Raw genomic sequence first — 19661 nt, forward strand, 5'->3', positions numbered from 1 at the left:
GTCCTCACCGCGTGGTCCTCATGGGGCGCTCGGCAGGGTGACCGCGTCGTCCGCGTTGGAGAACGCCTCCGTGCCGTCCGCCTCGGTGAAGGAGACCAGGTAGTAGACCGTGGTTCCGGCGGGGGCGGCGGTGTCGATCCAGTAGGACGTCGTCACGGGGGTCTCGGTCAGGCGGACCCAGCTGCCGGTCCTGGGGTCCCAGCGGTAGACGTGGTAGCCGTCCGTCTCGGTGAAGCGCGAGCCGGAGCAGAACGGGTCGACCTGGACGTCGCCCGACGCGAGGGCGATGACGTCCAGGTCGCAGGCAGTGTTCTCGGGGACCGTCGAAGGGCTGAGGTCCCGTTCGGTGACCTCGACCGTGGCGACCGGCGAGGTCCAGTCCTCGCTCTCGAAGGTCGCGGCGTTGTCGTAGACGTCGACGGCGACGACCACGTACCGCTTCTGCTCGCCGTCCGCGGGCGTCCGCAGCAGCGCGTCCGACCTGGTGCCGTCGACGGAGCCGACGAGCTGGGGCGTCGCCCAGCGCGTCGGCTGCTCGTAGACCAAGTACTTGGCCAGGTCCGCCGCCGGGCTCGGGTCCCAGTCGAGCCGGATCCCGTACTCCAGGGGCTCGGCGGTCAGGCCGGTCACGGCCGGCGGGGCGATCTCGTCGCCGGGTCGGGTGACGAGGACCTCGGGGGAGGCGACGGACCAGCGGTCGTAGGAGTCCTTGCGGCGCACCGCGTACGCGTAGGTGACGCCCCGGTCGCCGTCGTAGTCGGTGCAGCTGTGGACCGTGGCGCCGGACTCGTCGGTGGTCGTCGTACGGCTGCGGCAGTCGGCGGTCGTCCACGTCCGGGTGCCGTCCGCGGGGGCCGGCGAACGCAGGACCGTGTAGCCGGTGGTGTCGTCGCCTGAGGGTTCCGTCCAGCTGATGACCGCGCCGTACGACGGTGTGGTGGCCGTGACGTTCTGTGGCGGGGTGATGGTCGGCCGGCCGCTGACGACGGCGGAGAAGGTGTGGTTCCAGGCAGCGTCGTGGGCGAGGACCTTGTAGTCGTACGAGATGCCGTACACCGCCGAGGTGTCCGACCAGCTGGTGCCGGTGGTCTCGGGGTACTCCTTCCACTCGGTGTCGGGGTCCGAGGTCTTCTTGCGGAAGACCTGGAAGGAGACCGCGTCCGCGGGGGCCGTCCAGGACAGGTCGTTGGCGTCCGCGGTGCTCGTGACGGTCAGGACCGGTGCGGCCGGCGCGACGAAGTCCGGAGTGGTGAGCGGCCCCAGGGCGGCGGAGCCGACCGACTCGTTGCCCGCCTTGTCGTAGGCGCGGACCTGGTAGAGGTACGACTGGCCGGTCTGCGGCGGGGTGTTGGAGAAGGTGCGGCCGGTGGTCGTGCCGACCCTGGCCCAGGTGCCGGTGCCCGCCGCCTGCCGGTAGACGCGGTAACCGGCGAGGTCCATCTCCTTGTTCGCGGCCCAGGACAGGACCGCGGTGGTGCTGTTGCCGGTGCCGGTCTGGGACTTCCAGGTCGCGCCGGTCGGGGCGAGGGGCCTGACCTTGTCGACGGTGGCCGAGGTGCGGGGCGTGTAGGAGAACGAGACGTTCGCCGTCCCGGTCCAGTTCACGTAGTCAACCCGCAGGGTGTGCTTGCCGGACAGGATGGTGACGTTGACGGTCTTCCTCTGGGTGGTCGAGACGTTCTTCCAGACGTCCACCTTGCGGGTGCCGTCGAGGTAGACGCGGATGCCGTCCTGGGTGCTGACCGTGAAGGCGAAGGGGCCGCCGGAGCCGAAGTCGCGGGTCAGGGTCCAGCGGACGGAGAAGTTGTCCCTGGGCAGCCCCGAAGCGGGGGCGCCCGTGCCCCAGTTCTCGTTGACCGTGCTGTCGCAGTCGGTCTTCTTCGGGGTGCCCGAGAAGCCGGTGTTCGCGAAGAACTGCCGCTTGAACACCGGTGAGGTGCAGGTGGTCGCGGCGGAGGCGGGGGTGATGACGGTGGTGAGCAGGCCGCCCGCGGTGGCGAGCACGACGGCGGTGGCCGCGGCGGCGGTCGTGCGTCGTCTGGCTTGGTTCATTCGGTCCTCTGATCGGATCGGGACGCGGTGAGGCGTTTGTGATCACGACCCGTGAGGTGAGGGAGAGGTTGTACAGGAACTTTACTTTTCGCTGACTCTTCGGGATCGGGGGCGGAGTGACCCGCCTGGCAGCACGTGATGCGGATCACGTTTTCCGGGATCCGGCCGAAGTGACGGGCGCCGCCGAGAAGTTGACCATGTGTCAGTCGTCGATCGCTCCAGGTGACGGGGTGAGTCGATGTCAGGCCGAGGCGCGGAAGCGGCCCCCACACAACGCTCTCTTGGTTTTCACTTGACTCGCACAGTGATCCTGTTGCCATCTCGTTAACCCGTAGTTCTTGACGCTGCCCACCGTCCCCGCGTTGGCTTTCAGCCACCTGGGTCGCAACGCTGCTCCCTCGCCCGGAAGGCACCTGATGTGAACGTTCGTACCACCCGTAGGACCGCTGTGCGTCGTACCGCCATAGCCCTGGCCGCCTCGGCGTCGGCCGTCTCGCTCGCCGCGTGCGGCGTCATCGACGGAGTCGGCGGCAGCAGCAGCTCCGCCACCCCGAAGAAGGGCAACGACATCACGGTCGGTCTCCTTCTGCCCGAGAAGGAGAACCCGCGGTACGACAAGTTCGACTACCCCATCATCGAGAAGCAGGTCGCCTCCCTCACCGACAACAAGGGCAAGGTCGTCTACGCGAACGCCGACGCCGACGCGGCCACGCAGAACAAGCAGCTCGACCAGATGATCGCCGACAAGGTGGACGTGCTGCTGGTGGACGCGGTCGACGCCAAGGCCATCGCGCCGGGCGTGCAGAAGGCCAAGGACGCCGGCATCCCGGTCATCGCCTACGACCGGCTCGCACAGGGCCCCATCGACGCGTACATCTCCTTCGACAACGAACTGGTCGGCCAGGTGCAGGGCCGCGCCCTCATGGACGCACTCGGCGCCAAGGCCTCGAGCAGCAAGATCGTCATGATGAACGGCTCGCCCACCGACCCGAACGCGGCGCAGTTCAAGGAGGGCGCGCTCAGCGAGCTCCAGGGCAAGGTCAACATCGTCAAGTCCTTCGACACCAAGGACTGGAAGCCGGAGAACGCCAAGGCGAACATGGCCGAGGCGATCCGGGCCGTCGGGCTGAGCAACATCGCCGCGGTCTACTCCGCGAACGATGGCATGGCCGGCGCCGTCATCGACGCGCTGAAGGAGGCGGGCGTCAGCAAGCTCCCGCCGGTGACCGGGCAGGACGCGGCGCTGGACGCGGTGCAGCGGATCGTCTCCGGTGAGCAGTACATGAGCGTGTACAAGTCGTACCCGGACGAGGCGAACAACGCCGCGGAGATGGCCGTGGCCAAGGTCCAGGGCCGCTCGATCGAGTTCGACGCGCTGACCCGTGACCATGTCGACAGCCCGACGGAGAAGAACATCCCGTCGATGCTCGTGCCGGTGGTCGCCCTCACGAGGGACAACATCGAGGACACGGTGATCCAGGACGGCATCTACACCGTCAAGGACATCTGCACCGCGAAGTACAAGGCGGACTGCTCCGCGATCCGCCTGCGCTAGCGCGCCTTCGGGGTACCGGGCGGCCGGCGTGTCGGCCCGGACCCCGGCCGTGCCTTCTGCGACCCGTGCCCCTGAAGGGGCACGGGTCGCGGCCATTGCGGATCGAGGAGTTCCGTGAACGGCCCCGTCAGCTTGGTGCAGCGGAAGTTCCGGAGGTGGGGTGAAACCAGCATGTTCCCGGTCAAGGGCGGGCGTTGTGGCGGGGGAGCCGTGTTGCGGTGGCGGGCGGGTCCGCGCATAGTTGCGCTGCGAAGGCGTGCGGGGCGCGGTGCGGACGGCGCGCGTCCGGGTGCGTGAGGGAGTCGCCGGCGGGCCGCGTCGCGCGGGACGCGGGAGCCAGGAGTCGTAAGCCAGGGGTGGAAGATGGCCGGGCACGGGACGGACGCGCATCCGCACGGCGCTGACCGGCTCTGCGAGGCCGGGACCCGCGTGTACTCCCGGGCCGTGCGTCGCGGCCGGGTGCCCCGTGCCGACGCCGCGAAGGTGCCGTGCCTGCTGGAGCTGGCGCTGCTGCACCCCGACCCCGACGACATGGACTGGCTGGTGCCCACCGCCCCGCAGGAGGTCATGACCCGGCTGCTGCGCGGTGTGCACGAGGAGGTCTCCGCGAGTCGGGCGCGGGTCGGCACGGCGGTGGCCGCCGTCGAGTGGTACGCCGGGCTGGGCGGCCGTGAGCAGGGCTCCCAGGAGGGCGTGGCGATCCGCGTGCTGGACGGGCTGACGCGGATCCGCGCCGCCATGGACGAGGCCACGGAACAGTGCACGACCGAGGTGCTGACCGTGCAGCCGGGCGGTATCCGCCGCGAGGACGAACTGGCCGAGGGCCTGCCGCGGGCGCTGGAGATGCGCCGCCGGGGGGTCCGCATGCGCGACCTGTACACGCATGTCGCCCGGCACGGCCAGGGCCTGCACACCTACATGGAGCTGATGGGCGACGCGGCCGAGGCGCGCACCCTGGACGAGGTGCCCGAGCGGCTGATCGTCTTCGACCGCACCGTCGCCTTCATCCCCGCGAACGCGGACCGCACGATCGCGCTGGAGCTGCGCCATCCGGCCATCATCGAGTACCTGGTGACCGTGTTCGAACGCCTATGGCGTCTGGCGATCCCGCTCACCTCGCCGCTGCCCGAGACGGGCATCGACGGCATCACCCACCGGGAGCGGTCCATCGCGGCGCTGCTCGCCGAGGGCCACCAGGACGCGGTGGTCGCCGAACGGCTGGGCATCAGCGTCCGCACCTGTCGCGCGCACATCGCCCGGCTGTCCGAGACCCTGGGCGCGGCGAGCCGTACGCAGCTCGGGGTGAGGATCGCCCAGGCGGGCCTGGACGGTCCGCCGCACGCGCCCGAGTTGCTGCCCGTCACCGCTCCGGGCGCTCCGGAATCCCCCACCGGGCTGTAGGACCCCCGCGCCTCAGTGCTCCTCCTCCAGGATGCCGGACCGGGCGATGAGGTAGCCGAGTTGGGCGCGGCTGCCGCTGCCCAGGGCCTGGGCCAGCTTGGCGATATGGGCCCGGCAGGTGCGGACGTTCATCCCCAGCCGGCGGGCGATGGCCTCGTCGACGTGACCCTCCACCAGGAGCTTGGCGATGGAGCGCTGGACGCCGGTGATGCCGTCTCGTGCGGGTTCGTAGGGCACTTCCTCGCGCAGGGGGGTGGCGCGGCGCCAGAGGTGCTCGAAGACCTTGATCAGATACTTGACGAGGCCGGGATGACGGAGTTCCAGGGCCACTTGCTGGTCGTCGTGCGCCGGGACGAAGGCGACCGTCTCGTCGCAGATGATGAGCCGCCCTATGAGTTCCTCCAGGGTGCGGATCTCGACCTTGCCGCGTGACATGACGTCCACGTACGCCATGGTTCCCAGGCTGTGGCGCACGGTGTGCTGGTAGAGCGTGCGCATGCTCACGCCGCGCTCCATCAGGGGCCGGTCCCGCTCGAGGGCCTGCCTCAGGATGTGCTCGCTGCGTCCCCCGCCCGGCTGGACCGTCAGGACCTCGTGACGGCATTCGGCCGTGGCGAGGTTGAGCGCCGCGTTGATCCGGTCGGAGCCCTCGAGCACGGTGATGGCATGGGTGGGGGCGGGGGCCAGGGCGCTGAGCGCCATGAACGGCTCGAAGGATTCGGTCAGTTCGATGGACATCCGCCGACGATCGAGGATCTCCCGCTCCAGCGGATGCAGCCGTTGGGCGAGCGCGACGGAGGGCGGAACCGGCCGCAACCAGTTCTCGTCGTCAGGATCCGGGTGCAGCAACGCGAACTCGAGGAGGCAGGGGGCGTCCTTGATCTCCGCCCGGGCGATACGCCCGGTGCTCAACGCGCTTGCATAAAGCTGTGTCCCCTCCTCACAGAGATCGGTTATCGCGTGTGGATGTGTCCCTTTCGGATAGCTATTAGGCAAATCTCCACCCCCCAGGGTCCTGAACATGCAGGAACATGATGCATCGACCCTGTGGCATTGACGTGCCTGAATGAGCCATCGTCTTGGTGGCACGGGGGAAGGAAACTCGTTGAGTGAGGACGAAGCCGACTATGTACAAGAGAATGCTTCGATCGGCGCTTGCCGTTGCCTTCTCTGCGGCCGTGGTCTTCGGTGCCGGGGCGGGGACGGCGCAGGCGGTCGGCGTCGCCAAGCTGGACACCGGCTGGGGTGCCAGTGAGCCGACGGGGATCGTCGCGACGCCGGCGGACACGGGTTGGGGGGCGAGCGCGCCTCTCGCCGCGCCGGAGACGACCTCATGACCACCCCGCCCGACGACCGGTCCTTCCGTCGGGAAATGGCCACCGCCTACCGCTCGGGCTGGCACTTCATCGACCTGGCCACCGCCATCCCCCACAGCGGTGACTCGTTGATGGTGACCGTGTTCGGGGAGCCCGTCGTCGTCACCCGTGACGAGGACGAGGACGTGCGGGCCTACCGGCTGCTGCGGCGGCCCCGGGGTGCGCCGCAGCCCGTTCGGTGTGCCATCCGGTACGGAATGATCTTTGTGAACCTGGACCAGCGTGACCACCGACTGTCCGAGACGGACAGCCCGGAAGTGAGGACCATCTCAGCCACCCCCCGCAGTGCCTGACGCGATTCCCCCGTCGTAACAAATCGCTCAGGTGCTTCCCCCCGCAGCGGCGTCACCGTGACCTGAACACGGTGACGCCGCTGCAGTTTTCGGCGGACATCTCCGGACATCGCCCGGATCCGACGGTGGCCGAAATCAGTCGCTTCGGCGGGCCCGGCGGTCAGCCGCGTCCCAGCGCCCGGGAGAGCGCGATCTCGATCACCACGCGTGAGGGGTTCGGCGCCGACACCCTGCCGTAGCGCTCGGCATAGCGCCGCTCGGCCTCCGCGACCCGCCCGGGGTCGGCCCAGACGTGCGCGCGCCCCTCCAGGGTGGCCCATCGCCGCCCGTCCACCTGGCAGACCGCGACCGGCGCTCCCTCGGGCCCCGCCGCCGTCACATGTCCCACCTTCGCGCTCGCCTTGTTCGTGATCACCCGGGCCAGCCGTGCCTCGGGGTCGTACGTCACTCCGACCGGGACGACGTGCGGGCTGCCGTCCGGGCGCAGGGTCGTCAGCGTGCACAGGTGTCTTTCTTGCCAGAACCTGAGGTACTCGGCATCGGGTGCGCCAGGGTCTTGGGAGTACGTGGCCATGGAACCGGAACCTAGCCGTTCCCTCTCCCGCGCGCGGCCTTGAGTGGAATAGACTCAACTTTGTGTACGTTGACGTAGTCACATTGGAAGGCAACAGCTGAGCGCGGCTGACCCGCAGGAGGAGAACGGACACGTGGACGCCGAGCTGACCAACAGGAGCCGGGACGCGATCAACGCGGCCACCCAACGGGCCGTGTCGGAGGGCCACCCGGACCTCACCCCCGCCCACCTGCTCCTCGCGCTGCTCGAGGGGCAGGACAACGAGAACATCATCGACCTGCTCGTCGCCGTGGACGCCGACCAGGCCTCCGTGCGCTCCGGTGCCGAGCGCCTGCTCGCCGGACTGCCCCGCGTGGCCGGGTCGACCGTCGCGCCGCCCCAGCCCAGCCGCGACATGCTCGCCGTGATCGCGGACGCGGACAAGCGCGCCAAGGACCTCGGCGACGACTACCTGTCCACCGAGCACCTGCTCATCGGCATCGCCGCGAAGGGCGGCGCCGCCGGAGACGTCCTGTCCCGGCAGGGAGCTGACGCCAAGAAGCTGCTGGACGCGTTCCAGAAGACCAGGGGAGGACGCCGGGTGACGACCCCCGACCCGGAGGGCCAGTACAAGGCCCTCGAGAAGTTCGGCACCGACTTCACCGCCGCCGCACGCGACGGCAAGCTGGACCCGGTCATCGGCCGGGACCAGGAGATCCGCCGCGTGGTGCAGGTGCTGTCCCGCCGTACGAAGAACAACCCCGTCCTCATCGGTGAGCCCGGCGTCGGCAAGACCGCCGTCGTCGAGGGACTCGCCCAGCGGATCGTGAAGGGCGACGTGCCCGAGTCGCTGCGCAACAAGCGCCTCGTCGCCCTCGACCTGGGCGCCATGGTCGCGGGCGCGAAGTACCGCGGTGAGTTCGAGGAGCGGCTGAAGGCCGTGCTCTCCGAGATCAAGGAGAGCGACGGCCAGATCATCACCTTCATCGACGAGCTGCACACCGTCGTGGGCGCGGGCGCCGGCGGCGACTCCTCGATGGACGCCGGCAACATGCTGAAGCCGATGCTGGCCCGCGGCGAGCTGCGCATGATCGGCGCGACCACGCTCGACGAGTACCGTGAGCGCATCGAGAAGGACGCCGCGCTGGAGCGCCGCTTCCAGCAGGTGTTCGTGGGCGAGCCGACCGTCGAGGACACCATCGCGATCCTCCGCGGCCTCAAGGGCCGCTACGAGGCCCACCACAAGGTGCAGATCGCGGACAGCGCCCTGGTGGCCGCCGCCGCGCTGTCCGACCGCTACATCACCTCCCGCTTCCTGCCCGACAAGGCGATCGACCTGGTCGACGAGGCGGCCTCCCGGCTGCGCATGGAGATCGACTCGTCCCCGGTCGAGATCGACGAACTCCAGCGTGCCGTGGACCGGCTGCGCATGGAGGAGCTGGCCCTCGACAAGGAGACCGACGCGGCCTCCCGCGAGCGCCTGGAGAAGCTGCGCCGCGACCTCGCCGACAAGGAGGAGGAGCTGCGGGGCCTGACCGCCCGCTGGGAGAAGGAGAAGCAGTCCCTCAACCGCGTCGGTGAGCTGAAGGAGAGGCTCGACGACCTGCGCGGCCAGGCCGAGCGCGCCCAGCGCGACGGCGACTTCGACACCGCGTCCAAGCTGCTGTACGGCGAGATCCCGGCCGTGGAGAAGGAACTGGAGGCCGCCTCACAGGCCGAGGAGGAGGCCACGAAGAACACCATGGTCAAGGAGGAGGTCGGCTCCGACGACATCGCGGACGTCGTCGCATCCTGGACCGGCATCCCCGCCGGGCGCCTCCTGGAGGGCGAGACGCAGAAGCTGCTGCGCATGGAGGAGGAGATCGGCAAGCGGCTCATCGGCCAGAGCGAGGCCGTGCGGGCCGTCTCCGACGCCGTACGCCGCAGCCGCGCGGGCATCTCGGACCCCGACCGGCCCACCGGCTCGTTCCTCTTCCTGGGCCCGACGGGCGTCGGCAAGACGGAACTGGCCAAGGCGCTCGCGGACTTCCTCTTCGACGACGAGCGGGCCATGGTCCGCATCGACATGTCGGAGTACAGCGAGAAGCACAGCGTCGCCCGGCTGGTCGGCGCTCCGCCCGGGTACGTCGGCTACGAGGAGGGCGGCCAGCTGACGGAGGCGGTGCGCCGCCGCCCGTACAGCGTCATCCTGCTCGACGAGGTGGAGAAGGCGCACCCCGAGGTCTTCGACATCCTGCTCCAGGTGCTCGACGACGGCCGGCTGACCGACGGTCAGGGACGGACGGTCGACTTCCGCAACACCATCCTGGTGCTGACCTCGAACCTGGGCAGCCAGTTCCTGGTCGACCCGCTCACCAGCGAGGCGGAGAAGAAGGAGCAGGTCCTCGAGGTGGTCAGGTCCTCCTTCAAGCCGGAGTTCCTCAACCGGCTCGACGACCTGGTGGTCTTCTCGGCGCTGACCAAGCCCGAGCTGGAGCGGATCGCTCAGCTCCAGATCGAGCGCCTGGCCAAGCGGCTGCACGAGCGGCGCCTGGCCCTGGAGATCACCCCCGAGGCCCTGGCCTGGCTCGCGGAGGAGGGCCTGGACCCGGCCTACGGCGCCCGCCCGCTGCGCCGCCTGGTCCAGACGGCCATCGGCGACCGCCTCGCCAAGGAGATCCTGGCGGGCGAGGTCAAGGACGGCGACACCGTCCGGGTGGACCGGTTCGGCGAGGGCCTGCTGGTGGGCCCGGCGACGGGCAAGACGCTCTGACCGGGGCTCCGGCCGGGCGTCAGGCAGAGTAGGCCTCCAGGTGTACGAGAGCGGTGTCCCCGCTCTCGTACACCACGGACACCCGGACCTCCTCGACACCCTCCGGCAGGCCGGAGTCGGCGTCGAGGCACAGGTCGTCTCCCTCGAGGCATCGCGTCGTCGGCGTCTGCCGCGGATACGACTTCTCCAGCCAGCCCACGACGTCGGCCCGCGGCATACGCCAGCTGCCGTCGTATTCCTGGTCCTGCCAGCTGTAGGAGGTGCAGTCCTCGTCGCTCATACGGTCGGGCAGCGAGGCGCCCGCGAACTTCACGGCCTCGGAGCAGTCGACCTGGTCGATGGTGTGGAACGGGTCGTCGTCGGTCGTGAACGAGTACACGGCCCAGCCGAACCCCACCAGGCACACGACGACGAACGCCGTGCACAGCCACCAGAGGCCCCACATGATCCGGCGTCCCCACATGATCCAGCGCAATGCGCACCCCCGGCCGTAGGCCCCCGCCCGACGGTGGAAGACCGGCCAGATCATGTCAGCCACCGGCGGACACGACCCGTCCGGGGTTGCCACCCCCCTCCCCGCATGAGGGAGGATGGCGGAATCCGTACGAAGGGAAGAACACGGTGAGCATCGACCCGTCCTCGATTCCGAATTTCGGGGGCCAGCCCGAGCCGCAGCCGCCGGCGGGCCCCGTGGTTCCGGATCAGGACCTCGTGAAGCAGCTCCTGGACCAGATGGAGCTCAAGCACCTCGTCGACGAAGAGGGTGACCTCGTCGCGCCGTGGGAGCAGTTCCGTACGTACTTCATGTTCCGCGGCGAGGGCGATCAGCAGGTCTTCTCGGTGCGGACGTTCTACGACCGGCCCCACAAGATCGACGAGAAGCCGCAGCTGCTGGAGTCCATCGACGACTGGAACCGGCGCACGCTGTGGCCCAAGGTCTACAGCCACACCCACGACGACGGCACCGTCCGCCTCATCGGCGAGGCGCAGATGCTGATCGGAACGGGCGTGAGCCTGGAGCACTTCGTCTCCTCGACCGTGAGCTGGGTGCGGGCCGCCATCGAGTTCGACCGGTGGCTCGTGGAGCAGCTCGGCCTCGCGGAAGAGGTCGACGACGCGGAGAAGCCCGAGGACGACGGGGAGTAACCCCGGCGAGTGCCCTGTGGGCACTAGAGGGGAGATCGGGCCAGCACCACCAGATAGGCCCCATAGACGAACGAGAGCCCGGCCAGCGCGCCCGCCACCACCGCGGCGTGCCACGGCCGGGCTCGCGCTGTTCGCACCAGCGCCCGCGCCACCACGATCAGCAGCGGGAACGCCGGCAGCAGAAAACGCGGCTTGGACTCGAAGAACCCGGAGCCGCCGAGCGTGATCAGCAGCAGCACGCCGCTGTGGACGACGAGCGGCAGCGGGGCCCGGTCCACGACCAGCAGGGCGAACAGCACGGTGCTCACGCCGACGATCACCAGCGCCATCGGGAACAGCAGCCGGGTGCCGTGCAGCAGCATGTGCTCGGTGAAGCTCAGGGCGCCCCGTCCGAAGTCGAAGTGCGAGCCCCACAGCCGTTGCACGGTGAAGTAGCCGCCCAGCGGGTCGCCCTGGCGGCGGCCCACCCACACGACGTAGCCGCTCCAGCCGAGCGGTGCGAGCGCCGCGCCCGTCCACAGCCTGTGGGAAACTCCGCGCCCGCGCCGCCGCCACACCTCCAGGCCGGCCGCCGCGAGGACCGCCGCGGCCACCGCGACGCCGTTGGGCCGGGCGAGGCCCGCGAGCGTCGCCAGGGTGCCCGCCCACACCCAGCGGCGGGTCAGGACCGCGTACAGCGACCAGGCGGCGAACGCGGCCATGACGGGTTCCGTGTAGGCCATCGACAGCACGACGGAGTGCGGCAGCAGACCCCACAGCAGGACCAGGGCGACGGCCACCGCGGGGCCGTACAGCCGCAGCCCGATCCGGTGGATGCCGCATGCGGCGGCCGCGGCCGCCGTCCACGACACCAGCAGTCCCGCCGCGCCGCCGCCGAGCGGGGAGATCGTGGTGACGGCGTGGACCATGCCCGGGTAGAGCGGGAAGAACGCCAGGTCGCTGTGGACGCCGGTGCTGGTGTGCTGGGTGAACCCGTAGCCGTGGGCGGCGATTCGCAGATACCAGACGGAGTCCCAGGAGCGCCCGAGCAGGAGCAGCGGGTTCTTGCCCGCCGCCCGGGCGACGACGGCGAGCACGAGCACACCGGACAGCCGGGCGGCGAGGAACAGCCCGAGGGCGATGAGGGCCGTTGCGGCTGGCCGCCGCCCGCCACCGGCCGGACGGACGGGGTCGCTGTGGCCCGGGCGCTCGGCGGCGGGGGCCGGGACGGTACTGGCGTGGGTCACACCGGAACCATGCGTCGATCATGTCCGATTTGCGACCTTGCGCGTCCGCGTGCCGACGAATTCCCACGCCTGACACGCATTTCGCGCGGTCTCGCAACACAGCCACCAGAGGCAACCTCGGCACCACCACCACCGCCGTCGGCGAGCCGGCCTCCCGCCGGTACCGGCCTCCACACCGCGATGTGCGGCGGTACCGGCGGGCTCCCGCTCTGGTCGGCTTCAGGGAGACGTGATCTGCGAGGCCCCTAGTTGGTCTGCCCGGTCGGCCGGATCGTGACGGTGTTCACGTCGACGCCGGCCGGCTGGCCGAGCACCCACATGATGCCGTCGGCGATGTTCTCCGCGCTGAGCGCCGGGCCGGGCGGAGTGCCGCCGCGCGTGTCCCAGAACGGCGTGTCGACCTTGCCGGGGGCGATCAGGCTCACCCCGACACCCGACTCCGTGACGAGCAAGCGGGTGTTCTCGGCGAGGGCGTGCACAGCCCACTTGGTGACCGAGTAGAAGTTCCCGGGAGCGTACCTGAGGCCGGCGACCGAGCCGACCAGCACGATCCGGCCACGGGACTTCCTCAGCTCCTCGAGCGACGCACGGATCAGCAGCGTCGGCCCCAGGACGTTGGTGAGGAGCATCGAGCGCATCAGCTCCGGATCGCCGTCCGCCACCGAGTCGTGGGTGGAGTAACCGGCGTTGGCGATGACGTTGTCGATACGCCCGAAGCGCTGCACCGTGGCCCGCACCGCCTCCTCGACCGCGTCCACGTCGGCGGCGTCACCGGGCAGGAGCAGCAGTTCCTCCGGGTCGCCGAGGGTCCGGGCGAACGCCCTCAGTTTGTCCGCGTCGCGCCCGGTTGCGGTGACCCGGTGACCGGCCTTGAGCAGCCGCCGTACGGTCTCGGCGCCGATGCCGGTCGACCCTCCGGTGATCAGCGTGACGGGCGTGGGGCTGGCACTCACTGTTCCTCCAGTGCTCGTTCGTGCAGGGCGTCCATCGGCTCGCCTCCCGGCTGCCAGGCAGCCAGGAAGTCCGGCTGGAGGACGGCGTCGACGAGTTCGATGTTCGCCCCGATGCTCTTGAGATGGTGGTACGCGTAGGGCCGACCGAAGGGACATCCGGAGAACTCGGCCGGAAAACCCTGCTTCTCCAGCCGCCGCACACCGGCGCCGATGTCGTCGGTCCAGTACCCCAGGTGATGGAAGCGCGGTCCCGCCGAGGCGTCCCAGGGGCTGCCGGGACCGCCTTCGACCAACTCGACGAACGGCGGCCCGGGACGGCTGAAGACGATGCGAAAGTCCCAGTCACCGATCCGTCCCGGGCGCGGTTCCGCCCATTCCACGCCGGCGGCGGCACGCAACTCGCGCATCGCCGCCGGCAGGTCGGAAACGGCGAAACCCACGTGGTACAACGCCATCCGCCAGCCCCTAGCGTCCCGAAAGTCCCGGGTAGCGGCCCGTGTTCACCCACTCGTCCATGGCCGGCCGGTCCGCCGTGTCCACGTACTCGATCCGTACACCCTGCAGGTCGGGCCCGGTGATCAGGGCGAACGGCGTCTCGCCGGGTCCTGGCCGGAAGTAGGCGTCGACGCTGATGTCCGCGGCTTCCAGCTTCTTCAGCCGCCCCTCCATGTCGTTCTCCCACACCCCGTAGTACAGGACCTTCCCGGCATGTTCGAGGGAGGTGATACCGTCCCCGTCCGCCTGGATGAGTTCGTACTGCGGATACGCGGTGCGCGAGAAGGCGGCCGTCATCCGGCCGGGGCCGCCCCGCCCGCCCTGTTCCAGATAGGGGATCTCGAAGGTGGCCGGCTCGGTGAACTCGATGCCGAACCACTGCGAGTACAGCTCGACGGCCTCGGCCAGGTCCGGCACGACGACGCCGACGTGGAAGCACGACTCCGGCAGCGGCGCCTTGTCCGCGGCGGGCCGGAACGTCTCCAGGATCGGCGGTTCGAGCAGGCACTGAAGGAGTTGGGGAATGAACTCCGCCAGGTACGGAGTGTGCTTGTGCGCTTCGAGGGCGGCCTCGTCGGCGTACTCCTCGATGACGAGGCGTTCTCCCGGCCGGTCCTCGGAGATGACGTAGTCGAAGCGGAGGCAGCCGGGTTCATGGGCACGGATGTTGCGTTCGAGCCCTGCCATCAGGGCGTCGAGACGGGCCTCGGTGCCCGGCTTGACCAACTGCCGTGCGGTCGCGGTGATCGTCACGAGTTACTCCTGTCAGTGAGACGTCCGAGGAGGGAAGCGGTAGGGGACGGGGGCCCGGTCAGACGGCCGCGGGCGCGGGACGCACCGCGGCCACCAGCAGCAGGGCGAGCAGCCCGCCTGCGGCCAGGACGGTGCCGGAGGAGGACAGGGTGGCCAGCGGTGCCAGTGCGGCGACTCCCAGCGCGCTGCCCGCCTGCCGACCGGCGTTGAACGCTCCCTGGCCGGTGGCCGCGAGCTCCTTCGGAGAGGCGATGGCCATGTCCGCGGTGGCCGCCGGGATGGCGAGTGTGGAACCGAAGGAGAGTGCGACCTGGGCCGTGATGACCAGGGCGAGCGGCGTGTCGTTCGAGGCGAACGCGAGGACTCCACCGGCCGCTGTGTCCAGGGCGAGCCCGGCCAGAATCACCCGGCGCGCCCCTATCCGGGCGACGAGGCGGCCGGTCAGCAACGGCATGAAGCACATCGGCAGCGTCATCGGCAGGAACGCCGTACCCGTTTCGAACGCCGACAGGCCCCGCTCCTCGACCATCCACTGGGTCAGCGCGTACAGCACTCCGTAGAAGATGAACGAGGCCATGGCACCGGCCACGATGTCCGCCCGCACCCGTGCCAGTCCGACCAGGGCCGGCGGCAGGATCGGCGCGGTGGCCCTGCGTTCGACGACGAACAGGGCGGCGAACGTCACGGCCGCGAGTGCCAGGGCCAGCAGCGGCAGCGGACGCCCCCAGCCCTCGGTCCCGGCGTCGATCAGGCCGAACGTGAGGGAGGCCAGTGCCAGGACCGACAGCCCGATTCCGGCCCGGTCCACCTTGCGGACGGAGTCCGGGCGCCCGCTGGGCAGTCCGCGGGACATGAGCAGCGTGACGGCCACGATGACCGGGTTCACCAGGAACACCAGCCGCCAGCCGCCCAGTTCGACGAGCGCGCCGCCGAGGACGGGGCCCGCGATGAGACCGGTGGAGGTGACCGCCGCCCAGGTGCCGATGGCCTTGGCCCGCTCCGCCGGGTCCGGGTACAGCCCGGCGAGCAGTGCCAGTGACGCAGGGACCATTCCGGCGGCGGCGACGCCCAGCAGCGCCCGCCCGCCTATCAGGAACGCGGCGTCGGGCGAGGTCGCACAGAGGAGGGACAGGGCGCCGAAGGCCAGCACGGCGCCCCGGTAGACGCTGCGGGCACCGAACCGGTCGGCCACCGCGCCGGAGGCGAGGAGCAGGCCGGCGAAGACGATCGTGTAGGCGTCGACGGCCCAGGGCAGGGCCGCCCGGCTCGCATGGAGATCGGAGCGGACGTCGGGCAGCGCGACGTTGAGGATGGAGGTGTCGAGAAGGACGAGGAAATTGCCCGCGGCGACCCCCGCGAACAGGCCCCGCCGCGACGGCGTTGCCTGGCGGGAGGGCGCGGTCACCCTGTCGCTGGCGAATGTCATGAGGAATTCCTGTTCGGAGGGGTTACGGACGGCTGATGGGGCGACGCGCGTCTTTCGCGGTCAGGCCGCGTTGTTGAGGAATCGAGGCCCGTAGAAGACCGGCCGGGCCAGGTCGGTGTAACGCTCGAGGGACCGGAATTCCCTGGGGTACAGCTCCTCCAGGCGTGCGACGACCTCCGGAGGAATTTCGTTGCGCATGATCGTGAAGCAGGAGCGCACCCGCATCTGGTCCATCTGGGTGACCGCGGCCCCGAGCGAGGGCCACCAGGTCTCCACCGGGCCGTTCCAGGTGGTGTCCAGCGCGAGCATCATCTGCGTGTAGGCGTCGTCGAACGATTCGAGTTCCTTGCGCACCTCGGGCCCGCGCGGATCGAGGGCCAGCACCGCCTCGTAGCCGTCCGCGGGAACGGCGAGGGTGTTGATGACCACCGGCCAGACGATCTCCTCGCCGGTGAAGAACTCGCGCTCCGTCTCCCGGGAGAAGGGCACCGCGTCGAGGGGCTGGTAGCGCCGGCCGTAGCGCAGCTCGGCGAACCGGGCGTAGTGGGAGCCCTCCTTCTGGAAGGTCTCGGCGGCCGTCTCCACGGTGCCCTCGCCGCCGCCTTCGCCCTGCTCGGTGATGATGTCCAGCGCGTGCAGGAACGAGGCGACAGGGTCCGGGTCGTCCCTGTCGAACGTGAGGTAGCCGAGGTTTCCGCCGACCTGGTTGGCCGGCCCGCCCAGGCGTACGGACCGCTCGACGGCCGCCGCGTTGCGCTTGATCGCGTTTCGGATGGCGTCGTAGAAAGCGCCGATCGTGGGATAGGAGGCGCCGCGCTGCCGGGTGTTGAGGACGAACAGCGGTGCTTCCAGTCGCATGAACGACTCCAGCGCGGCGCCGGACAGTTTCGCCAGCCGCGGCCTCAGGTCGGGGGCGACTGCGCCGGGCAGGCCGCCGCTGCCGGGATAGGTCGGTTTGAGGCCCTTGATCGCGGGGCTTCCGCCGAGTGCGGCGACCATGTTGGCGGCGATGGCCATGTGGACCATCTCCTCCATCAGGACGCTGCGGATGGTGTTGTACGAGGGGTAGTTCTGCACCTCGAGCGAGTACATCGCGGCGCAGTACAGCGGCATGGTGGAGTGCTCCAGCGCGATCGCCGTCTGCAGGGCGCCGCGGATCCAGCTGAGGTCTCTGAGGTCGACCGGTGTGGGCATGTGAGGCTCCCGGGTGCGTCGGCGCTCAGGCTTCGGCGGACTCGTCGAGCGGCGGGAAGAGCATCGGCTGGAAGAAGTTCTGGAAGGACTCCTCCAGCTCGGGGTGCTGGTAGAACTCCGGCCCGGTCTCCTCGAAGATCGCGTCCCCGATGCCGCCGATGGTGTCGAACATCATCGAGACGATGGTGCCGACCTCCCGGCCGAAGTAGTGCGCCACCATGGCGACCGCACCGCCGTTCACGCCGTAGGAGCCGGTGAACGTCCATATGCGCGACGCGGTGTTGGCGATCCACATCCGGCGGCCGAGGGGCACGTTGAAGCCCTCGCCGCGCAGTCCGCGGGCCACCGCGGCCACACAGGTCAACGGCTCGTCGTTGACGATTCCGGAGCGGGCGATGACGCCGACGCCCGAGCAGTTGGCGGCGATGACCTTGCCCGCTTCGTGGTGGCGCCGGATGAGCTTGTGCACACGGTCGTTGGTCAGCAGCGCGCCGGAGCCGACACCGCCCGGGATGTACAGGATGTCGAACAGGTCGTCGTCGTTCAGTACCGAGTCGGCGACGACGTTCGTGCCCATCTGCATCTTGACGACGCCGGGCTCCAGGGAGACCAGGCGCACGTCGAGCTCGCGGTTGGCGGCCTCCCGCTCCCACGGCGCGATCTGTCCGCTGGTGACCAGCGCGACGCCCTTGAAGATCTCCAGCGGTGTGATGGTGTCCTGCTCGGAGCATGCCTCGTAGCCGAGAACCGCGATGGAGCCGATCTGGGCCGGCGCCCCGCCGGATGCCGTGGTACCGAGGGCGGGTGTGGACGTGGGTGTACTCACAGTGCTCCCCCATTCGTGTGTGTGCGGGGCCGGCCGGCTCGGACACCGCCGGACCTGAACCCGGCCCCGCCAGGAAACAGTGCCAACAGCACCGGGGTGGCTTCAAATAAGCAACCCGGGGAGGGCCATTACTTCAGTGAGGGCCCCCGGGATGGTTATCGGGGACTACCGCCCCGGCTATTTGGACCATTCAGGCCGTCCGGCTACTGTCCTTTCCCGGACGGGGAGTCCACACTCAAATGCTCGATTGGGGGATCGACATGTCTGAGCTGACGCAGAATTTGAGTCCGATCGATATGGCGGTGAGAATAGACCCGGGCCCACGGGATTTCGCCGCTCTGAACGAAGTCGTCCGTAAAGGCTCCCGCATCGGAAACGAGAGCCTGGACGAGGACGGCCACCTCAACGAGATCATCCCCAAGCCGTGGGGGCTCGAGTACCGCATCTACGTCGACGATTTCATCGACGTGTGGAATCTGAAGATCGACGAGGGCGAGTCCACGTCGATGCACGTGCACCCCCGCAAGCTGACGTATCTCCTCTGCCTCGCGGGGCAGGGTGTGACCGACACGCTGACGGGCGAGATCCCGGTGGGCAGCGGATCGGTCCTGCGCATCGGGGGCGGCGCCTTCCACTCCTCCCGGAGTATCGGCCCCGGCCCGCTGTGGCTGGTCGAGGTCGAGGCACCGCGCAACAAGTTCGACCTGATCCGGTTGCGCGACACCTACGACCGGCAGGGCACCGCCTACGAGCGGCACCACACCGAGGCACCCGAACTGCCGGCGAGGCCGGTGACGTATCTGCCGCAGGCGCGGCTGCGGGACCGGTCCCCGGGCTCGGAGTTCGCGTTCTCCATCCGGGCCGGTGCGGACGTGTTCTACCGGCGCCAGGAGCGGGACCTGTTCCACGTCCCGCTCGGCCTGACCGGAGTGGTCACCGGCGAGGTGGACATCCTCGCCCCTGCACAGGGCGACGTGCGCCGTCCCGCGCTGGACCAGTACTACCTCTCGCTCGCGCTCGCCTGACCCTCCGGGCCGGCCCCGGCCCGGACGACGGAACCCGCACCGAACGGCCCACTCAGCAACCACGCCGAAGAAGGAGCACACTCATGCCCAGTGCCGTCATCATCACCGGCCCCGGATTCCAGGACCACGACGTGGTCTACACCTACTACCGGCTTCTCGAAGAGGGCTGGCACGTGGACGTGGCCACCCGCAACGGCGCCGATGTCGTCGGCAAGTACGGCGTCCCGCTGCCCATGGACAAGACCGCCAAGCCGCTGATCGCCTTCGAGCAGCTGGACGCCGCGGCCTACGACGCGGTCATCCTCACCGGCGGCCACGAGGCGCCTGACCGGGTGCGCCAGGACGCCCGTGTCCTCGACTTCGTCCGCGCCATGGACGCGGCCGAGAAGGTCGTCGCCGGCCTGTGCCACGGCCCGTGGATCATGGTCTCCGCCGGCGTGCTCAAGGGCCGTCGCGCCTGCGCCTACATAGGTCTGCGCGACGATGTGATCAACGCCGGCGCCGACGTCGTGGACTCCGACGTGATCGTCGACGGCCACATCATCACCTGCTCCTACTACGCCTATGTGGGCCGGTTCATGCAGCGGGTCTTCGAAACGGTCGCCAAGAAGCAGGTGGCAGCGGCCTGAGTGGCC

At 69.7% G+C, this 19661-nt stretch carries 19 protein-coding genes; 8 read left to right on the plus strand and 11 right to left on the minus strand.

Annotated elements, in window-relative coordinates; translation table 11 throughout:
- Positions 1-18 precede the first annotated feature (18 nt).
- Complete coding sequence (locus tag N8I84_RS21740) at positions 19-2052, minus strand: PA14 domain-containing protein (RefSeq protein WP_263231053.1); 2034 nt, start codon at positions 2050-2052, stop codon at positions 19-21.
- Positions 2053-2470: 418 nt separating this feature from the next.
- Here N8I84_RS21740 and N8I84_RS21745 point away from each other — a divergent pair, with 418 nt between their 5' ends.
- Complete coding sequence (locus tag N8I84_RS21745; RefSeq protein WP_263231055.1) at positions 2471-3607, plus strand: sugar ABC transporter substrate-binding protein; 1137 nt, start codon at positions 2471-2473, stop codon at positions 3605-3607.
- Between the two features lie 363 nt (positions 3608-3970).
- Positions 3971-5008: a helix-turn-helix transcriptional regulator gene (locus tag N8I84_RS21750; protein WP_263231057.1), complete on the plus strand. Its 1038-nt coding sequence runs from the start codon at positions 3971-3973 to the stop codon at positions 5006-5008.
- A gap of 12 nt (positions 5009-5020) precedes the next feature.
- Here N8I84_RS21750 and N8I84_RS21755 read toward each other — a convergent pair whose 3' ends face one another.
- Positions 5021-6031, minus strand: coding sequence for a helix-turn-helix transcriptional regulator (locus tag N8I84_RS21755; RefSeq protein WP_263231059.1), 1011 nt, complete (start codon positions 6029-6031; stop codon positions 5021-5023).
- A gap of 155 nt (positions 6032-6186) precedes the next feature.
- Here N8I84_RS21755 and N8I84_RS21760 point away from each other — a divergent pair, with 155 nt between their 5' ends.
- Together N8I84_RS21760 and N8I84_RS21765 are read left to right on the plus strand one after the other, a co-directional pair.
- Entirely contained in the window at positions 6187-6345 is a 159-nt protein-coding gene (locus N8I84_RS21760) for a hypothetical protein (protein WP_200422237.1), read from the plus strand.
- Positions 6342-6677, plus strand: coding sequence for a Rieske (2Fe-2S) protein (locus N8I84_RS21765; protein WP_263231060.1), 336 nt, complete (start codon positions 6342-6344; stop codon positions 6675-6677). The genes N8I84_RS21760 and N8I84_RS21765 overlap by 4 nt, the downstream gene beginning before the upstream one ends.
- Before the next feature lie 160 nt (positions 6678-6837).
- Here the strand turns inward: N8I84_RS21765 and N8I84_RS21770 are convergent, their stop codons facing one another.
- Entirely contained in the window at positions 6838-7251 is a 414-nt protein-coding gene (locus tag N8I84_RS21770; RefSeq protein ID WP_263231061.1) for a pyridoxamine 5'-phosphate oxidase family protein, read from the minus strand.
- 133 nt (positions 7252-7384) lie between these two features.
- Between N8I84_RS21770 and clpB the strand changes: the two genes are divergently transcribed.
- Positions 7385-9982, plus strand: a complete 2598-nt coding sequence (gene clpB / locus N8I84_RS21775) for an ATP-dependent chaperone ClpB (protein WP_263231063.1) — start codon at positions 7385-7387, stop codon at positions 9980-9982.
- Between the two features lie 19 nt (positions 9983-10001).
- Here the strand turns inward: clpB and N8I84_RS21780 are convergent, their stop codons facing one another.
- The gene (locus N8I84_RS21780) at positions 10002-10520 is read right to left on the minus strand and encodes a hypothetical protein (RefSeq protein ID WP_263231064.1); all 519 of its coding nucleotides are present in this window, start codon (positions 10518-10520) and stop codon (positions 10002-10004) included.
- A gap of 83 nt (positions 10521-10603) precedes the next feature.
- On the opposite strand from N8I84_RS21780, the gene N8I84_RS21785 reads away from it, so the two are divergent.
- Positions 10604-11128, plus strand: coding sequence for a YbjN domain-containing protein (locus tag N8I84_RS21785; protein ID WP_103837862.1), 525 nt, complete (start codon positions 10604-10606; stop codon positions 11126-11128).
- A 23-nt stretch (positions 11129-11151) separates the two neighbouring features.
- On the opposite strand, the gene N8I84_RS21790 is transcribed toward N8I84_RS21785, so the two are convergent.
- The 7 genes from N8I84_RS21790 to N8I84_RS21820 all read right to left on the minus strand — a co-directional run bounded on the left by N8I84_RS21790 (position 11152) and on the right by N8I84_RS21820 (position 18001).
- Complete coding sequence (locus N8I84_RS21790) at positions 11152-12354, minus strand: mannosyltransferase family protein (RefSeq protein WP_390898931.1); 1203 nt, start codon at positions 12352-12354, stop codon at positions 11152-11154.
- A gap of 245 nt (positions 12355-12599) precedes the next feature.
- Positions 12600-13307 carry an SDR family oxidoreductase gene (locus N8I84_RS21795; RefSeq protein ID WP_263231065.1) on the minus strand — a complete coding sequence of 236 codons (708 nt, stop codon included), beginning with the start codon at positions 13305-13307 and terminating at the stop codon, positions 12600-12602.
- On the minus strand, positions 13304-13762 hold the full coding sequence (locus tag N8I84_RS21800; protein ID WP_263231066.1) for a VOC family protein: 459 nt from the start codon (positions 13760-13762) through the stop codon (positions 13304-13306). Before N8I84_RS21800 ends, N8I84_RS21795 begins: the two co-directional genes overlap by 4 nt.
- 10 nt (positions 13763-13772) lie before the next feature.
- A complete protein-coding gene (locus N8I84_RS21805; RefSeq protein ID WP_263231067.1) occupies positions 13773-14555 on the minus strand; it encodes an antibiotic biosynthesis monooxygenase in 783 nt (260 codons plus the stop codon).
- Between the two features lie 58 nt (positions 14556-14613).
- Positions 14614-15981 (minus strand): MFS transporter, encoded by a 1368-nt coding sequence (locus N8I84_RS21810; protein WP_263231068.1) that lies wholly within the window; start codon positions 15979-15981, stop codon positions 14614-14616.
- 60 nt (positions 15982-16041) lie between these two features.
- Positions 16042-17175, minus strand: coding sequence for a ferritin-like protein (locus N8I84_RS21815; protein WP_263231069.1), 1134 nt, complete (start codon positions 17173-17175; stop codon positions 16042-16044).
- A gap of 25 nt (positions 17176-17200) precedes the next feature.
- Positions 17201-18001: a DJ-1/PfpI family protein gene (locus N8I84_RS21820; RefSeq protein WP_263231070.1), complete on the minus strand. Its 801-nt coding sequence runs from the start codon at positions 17999-18001 to the stop codon at positions 17201-17203.
- Positions 18002-18297: 296 nt separating this feature from the next.
- Here N8I84_RS21820 and N8I84_RS21825 point away from each other — a divergent pair, with 296 nt between their 5' ends.
- Together N8I84_RS21825 and N8I84_RS21830 are read left to right on the plus strand one after the other, a co-directional pair.
- Positions 18298-19026, plus strand: a complete 729-nt coding sequence (locus N8I84_RS21825) for a cupin domain-containing protein (RefSeq protein ID WP_263231071.1) — start codon at positions 18298-18300, stop codon at positions 19024-19026.
- Between the two features lie 83 nt (positions 19027-19109).
- Positions 19110-19655: a DJ-1/PfpI family protein gene (locus tag N8I84_RS21830; RefSeq protein ID WP_200422250.1), complete on the plus strand. Its 546-nt coding sequence runs from the start codon at positions 19110-19112 to the stop codon at positions 19653-19655.
- Positions 19656-19661: the final 6 nt, after the last annotated feature.

The sequence above is a fragment of the Streptomyces cynarae genome, assembly GCF_025642135.1.
Classification (GTDB): Bacteria; Actinomycetota; Actinomycetes; order Streptomycetales; family Streptomycetaceae; genus Streptomyces; species Streptomyces cynarae.